Source organism: Burkholderia sp. FW306-1C-G01B, from assembly GCF_058781685.1.
In genome coordinates, this window is sequence record NZ_JBYSWZ010000008.1 from 78,641 (window position 1) to 95,020 (window position 16,380).

The window sequence follows — 16,380 nt, forward strand, 5'->3', positions numbered from 1 at the left end:
GTTCCCTCGATCAGAAGTGCAGGCCCGGCGACAGGCTCGCGGGCAAAGTCAGTTGCGTGCTTTCCACCGACGCCATCGGATACGCGCAATAGTCGGCCGCGTAGTACGCGCTCGGGCGATGGTTGCCCGAGCGGCCCGTGCCGCCGAACGGCGCGGCGGACGATGCGCCGTTGGTCGGCCGGTTCCAGTTGACGATCCCGGCGCGGATCGTGCGGCGGAAGTGCTCCCAGGCACGCACGTCGTCGGCGAGCAGGCCGGCGGACAGGCCGAACGCCGTGTCGTTCGCGCGCTCGATCGCTTCGTCGAACGTCGCGTAGCGGACGATTTGCGCGAGCGGGCCGAAATGCTCTTCGTCGGGCAGGTTCGCCACGCCCGTCACGTCGACGATCGCCGCGTTCACGAAACCGAGACGCGGATCGCGCTGCGTCATCGCGACGATCGGCTTCGCGCCCTGCCCGATCAGGCGCGACTGCGCGTCGACGAGCTTCGCCGCCGCGCGCGCCGAGATCACCGCGCCCATGAACGGCTGCGGATCGGCATCGAACACGTCGGCCGTGATCTTCGACGTGACGTCGGCGAAGCGCGCGAGGAAGCGATCGCCGAACGCGCCCTGCGGCACGAAGATGCGGCGCGCGCACGTGCAGCGCTGGCCGGCCGACAGGAATGCCGACTGGATCGTGTGATGCACGGCCGCATCGATGTCCTCGACTTCGCCGATCACGAGCGGGTTGTTGCCGCCCATCTCGAGCGCGAGCACGATTTCCGGACGGCCGCCGAACTGCCGGTGCAGCAGCGTGCCTGTGTCCGAGCTGCCCGTGAAGAACAGCCCGTCGATCTGCCGATGATTCGCGAGCGCGATGCCCGTGTCCTTCTCGCCCTGCACGAGGTTCAGCACGCCGTCCGGCAGCCCGGCTTCCTTCCACACCTCGACCGTCGCGCGCGCGACGCCCGGTGCAAGCTCCGACGGCTTGAACACGACCGTGTTGCCGGCAATCAGCGCGGGCACGATATGGCCGTTCGGCAAGTGTCCGGGGAAGTTGTACGGGCCGAACACCGCGACGACGCCGTGCGGGCGGTGGCGCAGCACCGCGACGCCGTCGGCCATGTCCTGGCGCTTCTCGCCCGTGCGTTCCTGGTATGCCTGGATCGAGATGCCGACCTTCGCGGCCATCGACGCGACTTCGGTGCGCGCTTCCCACAGCGGCTTGCCCGTCTCGCGGCCGATCGCGGTCGCGATCGCTTCCTTGCGTTCGTTGAGCAAGGCCGCGAAGCGCTTCACGATCGCGCAGCGCGATTCGAAGTCGAGCGCCGACCAGCCGGCGAACGCGCGGCGCGCGCTCGCGACCGCGCGGTCGACGTCGGCCGCCGACGCGCTGTCGCCCTGCCATGCGATCTCGTCGGTACCCGGGTTGCGCGAAGCGAAGACGGGGCCCGAGCCTGCGACCCAGGCGCCGTCGATGAAGAGTTCCGTCATGATTCGTTTATCCCTGTTTGACTTTGAGCGGCAGCACGCGAACCGGATCGCCGGCCTTCACGTCGAGCGCGACGGCATCGTCGGCCGACAGCACGAACGAACCGTTCGCGACCACGCCCGGCGCGACGCCGACGCGGAAATCGGCGAGCGACGTATTCGATACGAGCGACGTCGGCGGATGGTCGCCCTGCGCATCGGGCACGCCGATCGCGACCGGCACGACGACGCTCTCGCGCACCGTGCGCAAGTCGTTCACGTGGCATTCGAGCACCGGGCCCGCGTCGAAGATGTCGACGTGGTTCTGGTAACGCAGCCCTTCCGCCTCGAGCATCTTGCGGGCCGGCAGCGTGTCGCGGTGCGTGAGGCCGACCGCGTCCTGCGCGTCCTGCGGCAACAGGTCGACATACACCGGGTAGCGCGGCATCAGTTCCGCGAGGAACGACTTGCGGCCGTGCGAGCTCAGGTAGTCGGCCGCGTTGAAATCGATCTGGTAGAAGTGCGAACCGACTGCACGCCAGAACGGCGACGTGCCGTCTTCGTCGAAGTGGCCGCGCAGTTCCGCGCAGATGCGTTCCGGGAAGCGCTCGCGGAACTGCGCGATGAACATGAAGCGCGAGCGCGACAGCAGGCCGCCGACACCGCCCGTGCGATAGCGCGGGCTCAGGAACAGCGAGCACACTTCCGCATAGCCCGTCAGGTCGTGCGAGATGTTCAGCGCGGACATCCGCGTCCACACGCCGAGCTCCTGGCTCGCGTGCACGACCGTGCTCACGCGATAGTTGTAGAACGGCTGTTCGAGGCCGACCTGCGATTCGATCCCGCACACGCCCGCGATGTCGCCCGTCTTCGATTCTTCCATCACGAAGAAGTAGCCGGCTTCGCCCGGCGCGGCCTCGCCCGCCAGCGTGCGGCGCGTGCGCTCGATGCGCGCGGCGAGCGCGTCGCGGTCGGGCTTGAACGTGGTCAGGCCCGGCCCGGTTTCCTTCGCGAGCGACACGAGCGCGTCGACGTCGCCCGTTTGTACGACCCGAACGACGATCATGCTGCGTCCCCCTTCAAATCTTCATCGTCGCGGCGGTGCAGCGGCACGCAGCGCACGACATCGCCATCCTTCACATCGAGCGCCGCGCGCACGTCGCCGGCCAGCGGTGCATGGCCCCGTGCATCGGCCGTATCGCCCGGCAGGTCGGCCAGCACGCAGCGGAACGATTCGCCGCTGCCCGTCGACACCATGTACGCGACGTCGCCCTGCTGGTGCGCGGCCTCGCGCACGACGCGCTCCGTGCCGTGCCTCACGCACGCGGTGCGGTCGACCTGCGCGGTCAGCACCGGGCCCGCGTCGAAGATGTCGACGAAGCGGTCGGGCTCGAAGCCTTCCTCGAGATGGATGTCGTACGCGAGCAATGCCGTCTCGTTCGGCTCGCCGAGCACGCGCTGCGCGGCTTCCGGCAGCAGCGGCACGTAGATCGGATAGGCCGGCATCACTTCCGCGATGAACGTGCGGCTGCGGCCGCCCGACGCGATGTCGACGTCGGTGAAGTCGCGGCCGAAGAACTTGCGGCCCACCGCTTCCCAGAACGGCGATGCGCCGTTGCCGTCGCTCACGCCGAGCAGCAGCGTGAACACTTCGGGCGTGAAGCGGCGGCGATTCGCGGCGATGTACATCATCCGGGCGCGCGAGATCAGGTGCGCGGCCGCGTCGCCGCGCAGCGACGGATCGACGTAGAAGCCGGCGAGCCGGCTCTTGCCGGTCAGCTCGTGCGACATCGTGAGCGCGTGGATCTTGCGGTTCACGTGCAGCTCGCGCGACGCGTGGATCAGTGCGTCGTTGCGGAACGCGTAGAACGGCTCCGAGTAGCCGGCCGCGGCCACGATGCTCGCCGTGCCGAGCAGCTTGCCCGTCGACGAATCCTCGAGCACGAAGAGGTAGAACTCCTCGCCGGCGAAGTCGACGTCCGCGCGAAACGAATCCTCGGAGAGCGCCACGCGCGCTTCGAGCGCCGCGCGGTCGTGCGGCAGCGAGTGCAGGACCGGCTGCGCGGTGCGCGCCATGTGCGCGAGCGCATCGAGATCCGTGAGTTTGCCGGGGCGAACAAATAGCATCGTCGTTCCTGTCTGCGATGGGTGCGCCGATCAGCGCGCGGTGGCTTCCTGTGCGGCGAGCACTTGTTCGACCGCCTTCTCGAAGCGCTTGACGCCTTCGTCGAGCAGGTCGAACGGGATCACCAGCGACGGGACGAAGCGCAGCACGTTCGGGCCGGCGATCAGCATGATCAGGCCGTTCTCGGCTGCGGCGGTGACGAAGTCCTTCGCGCGGCCGTCGAACGCGGCGGTGAGTTCCGCGCCGACGAGCAGGCCCTTGCCGCGGATGTCCTTGAAGATGCCGAAGCGTGCGTTGATGCGTTCGAGCGCGCCCTTCAGGCGCACGCTGCGTTCGCGCACGCCTTCGAGCAGTGCCGGGTCGCCGATCAGTTCGACGACCTTGTCGGCGATCGCCGATGCGAGCGGGTTGCCGCCGTACGTCGTGCCGTGCACGCCGACCTTGAAGTGCGCGGCCAGTTCGTTCGTCGTCAGCATCGCGCCGATCGGGAAGCCGTTGCCGAGCGCCTTGGCCGTCGTCAGGATGTCCGGCGTGACGCCCGTGTCCATGTACGCGTAGAACTGGCCCGTGCGGCCGACGCCCGTTTGCACTTCGTCGAAAATCAGCAGTGCGTCGTTGGCGTCGCACGCTTCGCGCAGCGCCTTCAGGAAGGCCGGATCGGCCGGGATCACGCCGCCTTCGCCCTGCACGGGCTCGACGATCACCGCGCAGGTTTGCGGGCCGATCGCTGCCTTCGCGGCGTCGATGTCGTTGTACGGCAGGTGCTTGATGCCGGCCGGCACGGGGCCGAAGCCTTCCGAGTACTTCGGCTGGCCGCCGACGCTGACCGTGAAGAACGTGCGGCCGTGGAACGACTGCACGAACGAGATGATTTCGAATTTGTCGGCGCCGTGGCGATCGAATGCGACGCGGCGTGCGAGCTTCAGTGCGGCTTCGTTCGCTTCCGCGCCCGAGTTCGCGAAGAATGCGCGATCGGCGAAGGTCAGCGATTCGAGGCGCTTCGCGAGGCGCAGCACCGGCTCGTTCGTGTAGCCGTTGCCGATGTGCCAGAGCTTGCGGCCTTGCTCGTCCAGGACTTTCAGCAGTTCCGGGTGGCCGTGGCCGAGCGACGTCACCGCGATGCCGCACGCGAAATCCACGTACTCGCGGCCGGCCGTGTCCCACACGCGGGAGCCCTCTGCGCGATCCGGCACGAACGGGGCGGGGGAAAATACCGGCACCATCACTTCGTCGAATGTCTGGCGGGTCACGGTCGAGGTCGTCATGGTCGTTCCTTTCGGTTTCGTAAGAGGGTTCAACAGGATCAAGTTTAGGTAAGGGTGACGCAAGCGTCTTGCGGAATTGCGACGGGTTCTATCGGAAGCGGATAGTTCGCTTTATTTTGCCCTCCCGGCGGGGGTTGGTGTTTTTGGTTGCGGCTTTTGGGTGGTCGGCCTGCGGTTTTCGTGAAGCACCTGTGATCGTGTCGGTCTATTAGCGTCGCCCCTGCGCGGGGCGGCGGTTACTTTTCTTTGTCTTGCCAAAGAAAAGTAACCAAAAGAAAGGCGCTCAGAAAACGCATGACTTCCCGGTGCCATGGTCATCAGAGTGGCCCTCGCCTAAGTGTCCGCGCCAGTCAGGAGACCGGAGTGGTTCGAGCAATGGTTCTGACGCGCCACACCACCCAACAAAGCGGTATACCGCCCGCTAGCTCCGCCCTCGCTTCGCTCGGCCGACAGGTACACACCGCTCAAGCAGCACAATCGAAATAATCCACGCCCCAAACCCATTACGCACGTGATGCGCACCTCTCCCTTGCAGAAAAAGGGACGCACTCAACGAACGCGGAAACGCGCGCCCCCGCAGTTGGGCACTGATGGCAGGCAACCGGCCCGGTCGCACGAATGGTATGAGTGACCGGAATGTCGGCCCCGGCAATGCTTCGCGGTTGGAAGCACATGAGCGCAAGCCGCACGACCTGAAGTACCTTGCAGCCGAGCGAAGCGAGGATGGAGCTGGCGGGCGGTATACCGCTCTGTGGGGTGGTGTGGCGCGTCAGAACCATTGCTCGAACCACTCCGGTCTCCTGACTGGCGCGGACACTTTTGTGCGATCCACTCTGACGGCCACGGCACCGGGAAGTCATGCGTTTTCCGAGCGCCTTTCTTTTGGTTACTTTTCTTTGGCAAGACAAAGAAAAGTAACCGCCGCCCCGCGCAGGGGCGACGCTAATAGACCGACACGATCACAGGTGCTTCACGACAACCGCAAGCAAACCACCCAAAACTCACTCCTTCCCATCGCGCTCAACAAGCGCGCCGCCCCGAGGCTCCGCACCGCCGCCAGTCTGCTTTTCGAGCCACGCTCGCCGATCTTCCCGAGGCGTCACCCCGAACCTCTCGCGATAGGCATTGGAAAAATGCGCGGCAGAAGAAAACCCACAGGCAAGACTAACCTGCACGACCGATTTGCTCGTGCGCTGCAACTGCGTCCTTGCCTTGAGCAACCGGAGATTGAGGTAATACTTCGAGGGCATCGCCCCAAGATACTGCCGAAACAACCGCTCTAACTGTCGGCGCGAAACGCCGACCAATTCGGCGATCTCATCGGTAGTCAAAGGATCCTCGACATTGGCTTCCATCAACAGCAACGCATCGTTCAGCCGCGGATGCCGCTCGCCGGGCGCGGTAACGAAAGGAATCCGCTGACGTTCCTCGCCACTCCTCAACGTCCCCGCACCAAGCGCATCGGCAATCCGCTCGCCGAGATCGGGCCCATGTTCCCGGCCGATCATCGCCAGCATGAAATCCACGGTAGCCTGCCCGCCCGCGCACGTCGCGCGGTCCCGATCGATCTCGAAGATCTGCTGCGTGACGATCGACCGCTCGAACTGCTCGGCAAACTGTTGATACGTCTCCCAGTTCACGCTCACGCGATAACCGGAAAGCTGCCCGGCCATCGCAAGCCACCACACGCCGTGATGAATGCCGGTCACGAGCGGCGTACGCTGCCCGACCCGCGCAAGACTCGCGAGAAACAGCCGGTAATCGGCAAACTGCTGAAACCGCTCGGTCACGACGATCAGCCAGTCGCACGCGATCGCATCGTTGAACGCCGCATCGGCATGCCATTGCGCGCCGCCCGCGAGCGGCACGGGCCGCCCGTCCCACGAACATACCTGCCAGCGATACAGCAGCCGCCCGTCGATCTCGTTCGCAAGATTCAGCGCATCGACGATCGGGCCCACGCCCGACATCGACACGGGCGGCAATGCAACGATCACCACCTGCGTCGTGCGGGTGGCGCCTGCGGGACGAGACACCGGTACCACGTATGAAACCCGCCCTGTCGCGTTACTTGAGGCTGCCCGACAGGAACTGCTTGAGACGCTCGCTCTGCGGGCGCACCAGCACTTCCTTCGGATCGCCCTCTTCCTCGGTCCGCCCCTGATGCAGGAACATCACATGATTCGACACGTTGCGCGCGAACCCCATCTCGTGCGTGACGACGATCATCGTGCGGCCTTCCTCGGCAAGCTTCTGCATCACCTTCAGCACTTCGCCCACCAGCTCCGGGTCGAGCGCCGACGTCGGCTCGTCGAACAGCATCACGTCCGGATGCATCGCGAGCGCACGCGCGATCGCGACACGCTGCTGCTGGCCGCCCGACAGGTGCGACGGATACTGCTTCTCGACGCGCGGCGCGAGGCCGACCTTCTCGAGATACGCGCGCGCGCGATCCTCGGCTTCCTTCTTCGGGATGCCGAGCACGTGTACGGGCGCTTCCATCACGTTCTCGAGCACGTTCATGTGCGCCCACAGATTGAAGTGCTGGAACACCATCGCGAGCTTCGTGCGGATACGCTGAAGCTGCTTGTGATCGGCGACTTCGAGCGCACCGGTGCGGTCGGTCTTCGTGCGGACGGTCTCGCCGTCGACGACGATCTGCCCCGCATTCGGCCGCTCGAGGAAATTGATGCAGCGCAGGAACGTGCTCTTGCCCGAACCGCTCGCGCCGATGATGCTGATGACGTCACCGGCCTTTGCGTTCAGCGACACGCCCTTGAGCACCTCGTTGTCGCCATAGCGCTTGTGGATGTCGACCGCCGCAAGCTTGGTGGAAGCGGAAGCGCTCGTTTGAGTGATCTCGGCCATCTGGCTCTCCTCGAAGTGAAATCAATGACGGCCGGCCGCGAGATACGCGAGCCAGTGGCGCTCCGCGCGGCGAAACGCCGCGACGAGTGCGAAAGATACCGCAAGATAGATCAGCGCGGCGATTCCGAACGACTGGAACGCCATGTAGGTCGCGGAATTCGCGTCGCGCGCGACCTTCAGGATGTCCGGCACGGTCGCCGTGAACGCGACGGTCGTCGCGTGCAGCATCAGGATCACCTCGTTGCTGTACAGCGGCAGCGCGCGACGCAGCGCCGACGGCAGGATCACGCGGCGGTACATCGTGAACGGCGTCATCCCGTACGCCCGCGCAGCCTCGACCTCGCCGTGCGGAATCGCGCGGATCGCCCCCGCGAAGATCTCGGTCGTGTACGCGCAGGTGTTCAGCGCGAACGCGAGAATCGCGCAGTTGAAGCCGCTGCGGAAGAACGCGTCGAGCAGCGAATGCGAACGCACGAACTCGAGGCTGTACATGCCCGTGTACATCAGCAGCAACTGCACGTAGAGCGGCGTGCCGCGGAACACATACGTGTAGAACCGCACGGGCATCGACACCCACTTCTTCTTCGACACGCGCGCGACCGCGAGCGGCACCGCGCACACGAAGCCGAGCGAAATCGACGCGACGAGCAGCCACAGCGTCACCGCAAGGCCGGAGAGGCGCTGGCCGTCCCAGTAAAGGAACGCCTTGCCGAATTCCTGGAGGATCTCGATCATAGTTCTGCGTGCCGCACGCCCATGGAATAACGCTTCTCGAGCTGGATCAGCACGAGGTTGGAAACGGTCGTGATCGCGAGGTAGATCAGCGCCGCAATGAGGATGAAGAAGAACATGTTGAACGTACTCTTGCCGGCGTCCTGCGCGGCCTTCACGACGTCCGCGAGACCGATGATCGACACCAGCGCGGTCGCCTTCACGAGCACCTGCCAGTTGTTGCCGATCCCGGGCAGCGCAAAGCGCATCATCTGAGGAAACATGATCCGCGCGAACACGCGCGCGCCGCTCATCCCGTATGCGGCACCGGCTTCGAGCTGGCCGCGCGGCACCGACAGGAACGCACCGCGAAAGGTCTCGGTGAAGTACGCGCCGTAGATGAAGCCGAGCGTCAGCACGCCGGCCACGAACGGATCGATGTCGATCTGGTTCCAGCCGACGAGGTCGGTGAACTGGTTCAGCCAGATCTGGATGCTGTAGAACAGCAGCAGCATCAGCACAAGATCGGGCACCGAGCGGATCAGCGTCGTATAACCGGTCGCGATCGCTCGCAGCACCCGGTTGTGCGACAGCTTCGCCACCGCGCCGATCAGCCCCAGCGCCACCGCAGTGGCGAGCGACAGCACCGACAGCTCGATGGTCTGCACGGTGCCGGCCCAGAGGACAGGACCAAAGCCGTAAAGGAACACGCGCGTCTCCAGAGTTGAAATGGATGCCGACGCGAATGCCTGTCCCGCGCCGGGCTGACGCGGATAGTCGCAAGCGAAATTGTTTGCCTCAAATCACCTCGCACGCGATTGCTGCGCCGCAGCAACCCGTCCGGTCATTTGCGACCCCGGCCTACACCGCTGTTTCAAAAGGAAAAAAGCCGCTTCCTGACAGTCGGATGACACGCAGGGAAGCGGACTTTTTGCAATTTTCCGGTCGCTTTTTCGATATAGCGCCGAACGCGGGCCGGCTCACCGTCCCTTCAGGATGTCGGAGCGCGAAGTCGTATAGACAAGCCCGTCCGGGCCGAAATGGACGTTGAAGAATGCGTCGGTGTTGACGCCGTCCTCGAGCCAGCGCCAGCTCCAGACCGTCTCGGGCTTCAGCGGATACTGCGCGATGTCGCCGGGCTTGCCGAGCAGGCGCCGCACCTCGTCCTCGTTCATCCCGGGGCGCACCTTCGCGAAATTCTCTGCGGTCAGCACCTGCGTCGCGCCCGTGTAGCGGCCGCTCGCATCGAGATCGACGAACCACGTCTGGTTGCCCATCGGGCCGCGCGGATATTCGAGACGCTTCGAGCCGTCGGTGAACACGCGCTCGGTCTCGGGCTTGCCCATCGTGCCGCGCACGTCGGCCTCGGTCGATTCGCCGACCTTCAGCCCCTTCAGCAGCAGCGGCGCGGGCTTGATCGCGTTGAAGAAGTCCCTGATGCGTTGCACGTCGAGGTTACCTTGCTTGTCGTCGCAGCCGGTCAGCGCCAGCGCGGCGGCCAGCATCGTCACGGGAAGCAGCCGGAAACGGAAAATCATCGGAAGAAATGCGCGTCGAGAAAACACGCGGCAAGCATACCCGCACGACGCCAAAAGCGCGAGACGGGCGCGCGGCCCGTCTCGTGTTCAATGCATCGTTTCGGTTTCAGCTTCGGTTTCGGGCGTGCGGCTCGCCGGATGCGGCCCGCGCGGCCCGGCCGGCGGCGCGTCGTTGATGCGGCGGCGCGTGCGCACGAGTTCGGCGAGTTGCCACGAACCGAGCGCCACGCAGCCGAACAGCACCTCGCGGCCGCGCTTGACCAGCGCGAGCGACAGCGCCGTCTCGCGATCGACGCCGAACATCTGCGCGAGCAGCACGACGGTCGCCTCCTGCACGCCGAGGCCGCCCGGCACCATGAACGCCGCATGCCGCACGGCCTGCGTCATCGCCTCGATCGCGATCGCACCGCCGATCGACACCGGATGGCCGAGCAGCGCGAGCGCCCAGTAGATCTCGAGCGCGCCGAGCACGTAGCCGGCCAGCTGCCAGAAGAACGCGCTGAACAGCAGGCCCGTGCGCGACATCAGCCCGTCGATGTCGGCATCGAGCCGGCGGCCGTCGACACCCTGCAGCAGCCGGTGCGAATCGCCGAGCAGGCGGCCCGCGAAACGCTCGATCGCGTGGAAGATTCCGCCGCGCCGCATCAGCACGACGCCGAGCACGGGCAACGGCAGCGTCAGCAGCAGCGCGAGGCCGATCGCGCCGCCGCCCATGTCGTGCGTCGTCGAAAGCAGCAGCACGAGGCCGAGCGCCGCGAACGCATACTGGACGACGATCGTCACGAGCACCTCGACGATCACCGACGCCGTCACGCGGCTCGCGTCGGGCACCTGCCAGCGCGCGAGCCGGATGCCGACCAGCTCGCCGCCGATCCCGACCACGGGCAGCAGCCGGTTCACGGCCTCGCGCACGGTCGCGATCCACCACAGGAACGGCAGCGAGCTGCGCCGCTCGAGCAGTAGGTGCCATGCATACGCATCGAGCAGCAGCGGCAGCGCATGGAACGGCACGAGCCACAGCAGCGCGTAACCGGCGCGCGCGAGCATCTGCGACACGTCGCCGACGCCTTCGTGCAGCCCCAGCGCGAGCAGGATGCCGATGCCGATCGGCCAGCCGAGCCACTTGATCCACCTGGTCATGACGGTCGCGCTCCCGGTGCGCGCGGTGCATATGCGCCGCGCTTGGCCGCACGCTGGCCGAACACGTCGGCAAAGCCTCCGGTCGCGACGCCCGCCGCCTTCAGCGCGGCGGCGACGCGCGGCGACAGCAGCGCATCGAGTTCGTCCACCGGACGGTAGCCGGCCATCGTCGGCGTGATCGGGCCGTCGCCGGCCTCGGCCGGATGGCAGTAGATCTCGCCGACGCCCGGCGGCAGCGTCGCGAGCGCGTCGAGCAGCACGGCCTCGTCCATCGCGCCCGTGTGTTCGATCCCGACCACGTAGTCGTTGTGCGCGAGCCCCGCGCGGTCGAGCCGTGCGCGCACGAGCGCGATCCACGGCTTGAGCAGCGCGGGCGCACTCGCCTCGTACGGCAGCCGCACCGCACGCAACCCGTAGTCGCGGCCGATCTCGATGATCATCGACAGCACGGTCGGATGCAGGTGGAAATGCTTGTGTGCGTTCACGTGGTCGAGCGGCAGGCCGCTCGCCGCGAACGCGTCGAACTGCGCGCGGATCTCGCGGCGCAGTTGCGCACGCACGTGCGGCAGGAAGAAGAAGCGGCAGCCGTCCCTCGCCATCGCGTCGCCGAACCGCCCATCGGGGCCGACGAGCGCGGGAATGTCATGCGCGGGCAGCGTGGTCGGCCCGTCCGCGAGGACGAGGTGCAGGCCGACCGCGAGCGACGGCAGCCGCCGCGCGCGTTCGATCGCATCCTGCGCGGCGGGCGCACCGACCATCAGGCTCGCGGCGTTCAGCACGCCGTCGCGATGCGCACGCTCGACCGCCGCATTGACGCGCGGGTGCAGCCCGAAGTCGTCCGCGGTGAAGATCAGCGCCCGCGCCGCCCGCTGCGTCGCCACGAATCAGGCCTCGTGCGCGCGCAGGAAGCGGAAGAACTCGACGCCTTCGCGCAGGCGGCGCTTCATCATGTCCCAGCTCGTCAGCATCTCGCGGACGATCTCCCAGATCTTCGACGGACGGAAGTAGAACTCGCGATAGAACTGCTCGAGGTGGTGATAGATCTCGTCGCGCGACAGGTGCGCATAGCCGATCGCCGCGAGCTGCACGCCTTCCTTGCTCACCAGGTTGATGGTCTTGTTCTCTTCCATCCAGCCGTTTTCCACGGCCTGCTTGTAGAGCGTCGTGCCCGGGTACGGCGCGGCGAGCGAAACCTGGATCGTGTGCGGATTGATTTCCTTCGCGTACTCGATCGTCTTCTTGATGGTCTCCTGCGTCTCGCCCGGCAGGCCGAGAATGAAGGTACCGTGGATCTTGATGCCGAGCTTCTTGCAGTCCGCGCTGAAGCGGCGCGCGAAATCCGTGCGCACGCCCTTCTTGATGTTCACGAGGATCTGGTCGTCGCCGGATTCGAAGCCGACCAGCAGCAGGCGCAGGCCGTTTTCCTTCATGACCTTCAGCGTCTTGTACGGCACGTTCGCCTTCGCGTTGCACGACCACGTCATGCCGAGCTTGCCCAGACCGATGGCGATGGCTTCGGCGCGCGGCAGGTCGTCGGTGAAGGTGTCGTCGTCGAACATCAGTTCCTTCACTTCCGGCATGTTGTCGCGGATCCACTTCGCTTCCGCGAGCACGTTCTCGACCGAGCGCGTGCGGTAGCGATGGCCGCTGACCGTCTGCGGCCACAGGCAGAACGTGCAGCGCGACTTGCAGCCGCGGCCCGTGTAGATCGACACGTACGGGTAGTTCAGGTAGCCGATGAAGTAGTTGTCGATCTTCAGGTCGCGCTTGTAGACGGGCGCGACGAACGGCAGTTCGTCCATGTTCTCGAGGATCGGACGCGCTTCGTTGTGCTCGATCGAGCCGTCCTTCGCGCGCCAGCTCAAGCCCTTGATCTCGGGGAACGGCTTGCCTTCGGCGATTTCCTTGCACGTGTAGTCGAATTCCTCGCGACACACGAAGTCGATTGCCTCGCTTGCCGTGAGCGAGTTGTGCGGATCGACCATCACCTTCGCGCCCACCATGCCGACCAGCATCGACGGCTTCATCTTCTTGAGATCCTGCGCGAACATCGCATCGGTCGGGAACGACGGCGTGCTCGTGTGGATGATCACGAGATCGTAGTCGTTCGCGATCTTCAGCGTCTCCTCGACCGACAGGCCGTCGGCCGGCGCGTCGACGACGCGGCTGCCCGGCACGAGCGCGGCCGGCTGTGCGAGCCACGTCGGATACCAGAAGGAACGGATTTCGCGCTTCGCCTGATAGCGCGAGCCGGCTCCGCCGTCGAAGCCGTCATACGAAGGGGCCTGCAAGAACAGCGTTTTCATGAATGCTCCGGTAGCCTGCATAGTTCGATTCGATTCAACGATTCAGTCAAAAAACCGCGGGCCGCCCTGCCGGCGCCCGCCTCTCTGTCATGTCGCGCCGCGCGGCTTCGCCGCACAGCGCGTCTCGGCCCTCGGGCCGGGTTCGTCCGGGAGCGGCCCTAGCGGCCGTCCACCCCTTCCACGGCCGCCGTCGCGCGTTCGCCGCCGACGACCGTCATCCTTGCGCCGCGCCACACGACGTGCGTGCCGAACACCGCCGCGAGCCACTCGAGCGCGAGCAGCGTGTCGCGCACCGCGACGAGCGGCAGGTCGCGCCAGAACGCGCGCCAGCCGTCCTCGCCGCGCGCGTGCAGCACGAGCCGCCCGAATGCGCCGACGGCGGCCGCCGCGCCCGCCAGCGTGCCGGCGAAGGTTCCGTCGAGACGCAGCGCGAGCGCCGCGCCAATCGCGAGCCACGGCGCGGTAAATGTGATGAACAGGAACGCGAAGCCGGCCGGGTTCAGCGACCGGATCGTACGCAGCCAGCGCGTCTCGCGGTGCCACAGCGGCCCGAACGACGGCTCGATCACGTCGGTCGCGACGTCGACCTCCGACAGCACGGTGCGCCGCCCGAGGCGGCGCGGCAGCTCGGCGAGCCAGAAATCGTCGGCCAGCTCGTCCTTCAGCGCGAGAAAGCCGCCGATCCGGTCGAGCGTGTCGCGCGTCAGCGCGAGCGTCGCGCCGAAGCCGAAGCGGCTCGAGCGGCCGAGGTGCGTGATCCGCACCGACGGCGCGAACCAGGCGTCGACGAACTGCGCGCCGATCCGCGTCCAGAACCCGCCGACGCTGCGCGCATGATACAAGCACGTGACGACGCCGACCGATACGTCGGCGAGCGGCGCCGTCACGCGCTCCAGATAATCGGGCTTCACCGCGATGTCGCTGTCCGCGATCACGATGCGGCCGTACTTCGCGCGCTCGGCGAGATTGATCAGGTTGCTGACCTTCAGGTTCTTGCCGTGCACGCGCGAGTCGACCACCAGCGTGATGTCGCACTCGGGATAGTCGGCACGCAGCCGCTCGACGACGGCAATGGCCGGATCGGCCGCCGACGCGACGCCGAACAGCACTTCATGGCGCGGATGGCGCTGCTCGCAGAAGGTCGCGAGGTTTTCGTACAGGTGCGGCTCCGCGCCGCACAGCGGCTTGAGCACGCTGACCGGCTCGTAGCCGTCGCGCGCGGCCGTGCGCGGCATGCGCGGCTGCGGCGCGAACGCGGCGACGAGCGCATAACCGGCCGCGGCCAGCGTGAACGCGATCAGGAGCCAGTCGAGCAGCGTTGCGGTCGGCGTCATGCGCGACGCCTCCCGGCGACCTGAACGCCACGGCGAACGCTTGAGCGTGATTGAGCGTGATGCGGTATTCGGACAGCGACGAACGCGGGCACGACCCGACTCCTTGTTCCAGCAGCGTCTGTATATGGGGGAGGCACGACCCGCCTTCGGGTGTTGCCATGCCCGGCTTCGTATGGCGCATCTCCGCGCGACGCCCGGACGGGCATGCGGGAAGACTCGAATGGCTACCGTCGGCACAACATGGGCAGGCGCCGGATTTTATCAGCCTGCGGCACCCCGCGCTCGGCACTACGAGAAACGGACTGGTGCAATTTCAGCAAAGCTGGGCGGCCGGCGAACCATTCAGGCGCAACCGCGTTTACGTTAGCGTAAGCACTTTGCAGGCGTATTGCAGTCTTGAAAATCAAACGTTTCGTGCAAATTTGTCGGTCGATGCGGATTCACGTCCAATTACCGTAAAGATTGGTAATTAACCAACGATTGGATTGATTTTTGCAACAATCATCGAATCCGACCCTGCATCCCTGCGACGCGCATGGGTATCGGCGCGCGCCCAGCACGTTCCGGAACCCTTTGGCAAAATCCTTGGCATTTGTTGCGTAAGCGCATCACCGCGCGCCCCTTTCGAAGGCCACCCGATGACTCCGTTTTCCGTACTCGATCTCGCCCCCATTCCGACCGGCGCCGACGCCTCGCAGGCTTTCCGCAACACCGTCGATCTCGCGCAGCACGCGGAACGCTGGGGCTACCAGCGCTACTGGCTCGCCGAGCATCACAACATGCCCGGCATCGCGAGCGCGGCGACCGCCGTCGTGATCGGCCATGTCGCGGGCGCCACGCAGACGATCCGCGTCGGGTCCGGCGGCATCATGCTGCCGAACCACGCGCCGCTCGTGATCGCCGAGCAGTTCGGCACGCTCGCGTCGCTGTATCCGGGGCGCATCGATCTCGGCCTCGGCCGCGCGCCCGGCACCGACCAGACCACGTCGCGCGCGCTGCGCCGCGACCTGATCGGCAGCGCCGACTCGTTTCCGGACGACGTCGCCGAGCTGCTGCGCTATTTCGCGGAGCCGGCGCCCGGCCAGCGCGTGCGCGCGGTGCCCGGCGCGGGGCTCGACGTGCCCGTGTGGCTGCTCGGTTCGAGCCTGTTCAGCGCGCAGCTCGCCGCGATGCTCGGGCTGCCGTTCGCGTTCGCGTCGCACTTCGCGCCGGACTACCTGATGCGCGCGCTCGAGATCTACCGCGCGCAGTACCGGCCGTCGGCCGCATGGCCGAAGCCGCACGCGATGGTCGGCGTCAACGTGTTCGCGGCCGATACCGACGACGAGGCGCGGCGCCTGTTCACGTCGCTGCAGCAGCAGTTCATCAACCTGAGGCGCGGCACGCCGGGCAAGCTGCCGCCGCCCGTCGACGTGCTCGAGGCGAACGAGCTCGAACTCGCGAACGTCGCGCATTCGCTGTCTTTCGCGGCGGTCGGCTCGCGCGACACGGTGCGCGACAAGCTGCGCGATCGCATCGCGCAGACGGGGGCGGACGAATTGATCGTCACCGCGCAGATCTACGATCACGCCGCGCGGCTGCGCTCGTTCGAACTGGCCGCGCAGATCCGCGACGAACTCGCGAACGAAACGCGCTGACGGCGC

At 66.4% G+C, this 16,380-nt stretch carries 14 protein-coding genes; 1 reads left to right on the forward strand and 13 read right to left on the reverse strand.

The features are described 5' to 3' along the window. Positions 1-10 precede the first annotated feature (10 nt). The 13 genes from astD to hpnI form a co-directional block, all read right to left on the reverse strand. Positions 11-1,474: a succinylglutamate-semialdehyde dehydrogenase gene (gene astD, locus AC3WLY_RS17265; protein ID WP_492309172.1), complete on the reverse strand. Its 1,464-nt coding sequence runs from the start codon at positions 1,472-1,474 to the stop codon at positions 11-13. Positions 1,475-1,481: 7 nt separating this feature from the next. Then, complete coding sequence (gene astA, locus AC3WLY_RS17270; RefSeq protein WP_175962338.1) at positions 1,482-2,516, reverse strand: arginine N-succinyltransferase; 1,035 nt, start codon at positions 2,514-2,516, stop codon at positions 1,482-1,484. Beyond that, positions 2,513-3,577, reverse strand: coding sequence for an arginine/ornithine succinyltransferase subunit alpha (gene aruF, locus AC3WLY_RS17275; RefSeq protein WP_175962337.1), 1,065 nt, complete (start codon positions 3,575-3,577; stop codon positions 2,513-2,515). Before aruF ends, astA begins: the two co-directional genes overlap by 4 nt. Before the next feature lie 30 nt (positions 3,578-3,607). Further along, complete coding sequence (locus AC3WLY_RS17280) at positions 3,608-4,840, reverse strand: aspartate aminotransferase family protein (protein WP_492309171.1); 1,233 nt, start codon at positions 4,838-4,840, stop codon at positions 3,608-3,610. A 1,001-nt stretch (positions 4,841-5,841) separates the two neighbouring features. After that, complete coding sequence (locus tag AC3WLY_RS17285; RefSeq protein ID WP_175962335.1) at positions 5,842-6,885, reverse strand: GlxA family transcriptional regulator; 1,044 nt, start codon at positions 6,883-6,885, stop codon at positions 5,842-5,844. 22 nt (positions 6,886-6,907) lie between these two features. Then, a complete protein-coding gene (locus tag AC3WLY_RS17290) occupies positions 6,908-7,708 on the reverse strand; it encodes an ABC transporter ATP-binding protein (RefSeq protein ID WP_175962334.1) in 801 nt (266 codons plus the stop codon). A 21-nt stretch (positions 7,709-7,729) separates the two neighbouring features. Then, positions 7,730-8,443, reverse strand: a complete 714-nt coding sequence (locus AC3WLY_RS17295) for an ABC transporter permease (RefSeq protein WP_006401214.1) — start codon at positions 8,441-8,443, stop codon at positions 7,730-7,732. After that, a complete protein-coding gene (locus AC3WLY_RS17300; RefSeq protein WP_492309170.1) occupies positions 8,440-9,129 on the reverse strand; it encodes an ABC transporter permease in 690 nt (229 codons plus the stop codon). The genes AC3WLY_RS17295 and AC3WLY_RS17300 overlap by 4 nt, the downstream gene beginning before the upstream one ends. A 270-nt stretch (positions 9,130-9,399) precedes the next feature. Further along, a complete protein-coding gene (locus AC3WLY_RS17305) occupies positions 9,400-9,957 on the reverse strand; it encodes a lipoprotein (RefSeq protein ID WP_034183140.1) in 558 nt (185 codons plus the stop codon). An 87-nt stretch (positions 9,958-10,044) separates the two neighbouring features. Further along, positions 10,045-11,097, reverse strand: coding sequence for an HpnL family protein (locus tag AC3WLY_RS17310; RefSeq protein WP_492309169.1), 1,053 nt, complete (start codon positions 11,095-11,097; stop codon positions 10,045-10,047). Then, the gene (gene hpnK / locus AC3WLY_RS17315; protein WP_492309168.1) at positions 11,094-11,978 is read right to left on the reverse strand and encodes a hopanoid biosynthesis-associated protein HpnK; all 885 of its coding nucleotides are present in this window, start codon (positions 11,976-11,978) and stop codon (positions 11,094-11,096) included. The genes AC3WLY_RS17310 and hpnK overlap by 4 nt, the downstream gene beginning before the upstream one ends. 3 nt (positions 11,979-11,981) lie before the next feature. Beyond that, the gene (gene hpnJ, locus AC3WLY_RS17320; protein WP_059774191.1) at positions 11,982-13,403 is read right to left on the reverse strand and encodes a hopanoid biosynthesis associated radical SAM protein HpnJ; all 1,422 of its coding nucleotides are present in this window, start codon (positions 13,401-13,403) and stop codon (positions 11,982-11,984) included. Positions 13,404-13,561: 158 nt separating this feature from the next. Then, a complete protein-coding gene (hpnI, locus tag AC3WLY_RS17325) occupies positions 13,562-14,737 on the reverse strand; it encodes a bacteriohopanetetrol glucosamine biosynthesis glycosyltransferase HpnI (protein WP_310136901.1) in 1,176 nt (391 codons plus the stop codon). Between the two features lie 638 nt (positions 14,738-15,375). On the opposite strand from hpnI, the gene AC3WLY_RS17330 reads away from it, so the two are divergent. Further along, positions 15,376-16,374 (forward strand): LLM class flavin-dependent oxidoreductase, encoded by a 999-nt coding sequence (locus AC3WLY_RS17330; RefSeq protein ID WP_492309167.1) that lies wholly within the window; start codon positions 15,376-15,378, stop codon positions 16,372-16,374. Positions 16,375-16,380: the final 6 nt, after the last annotated feature.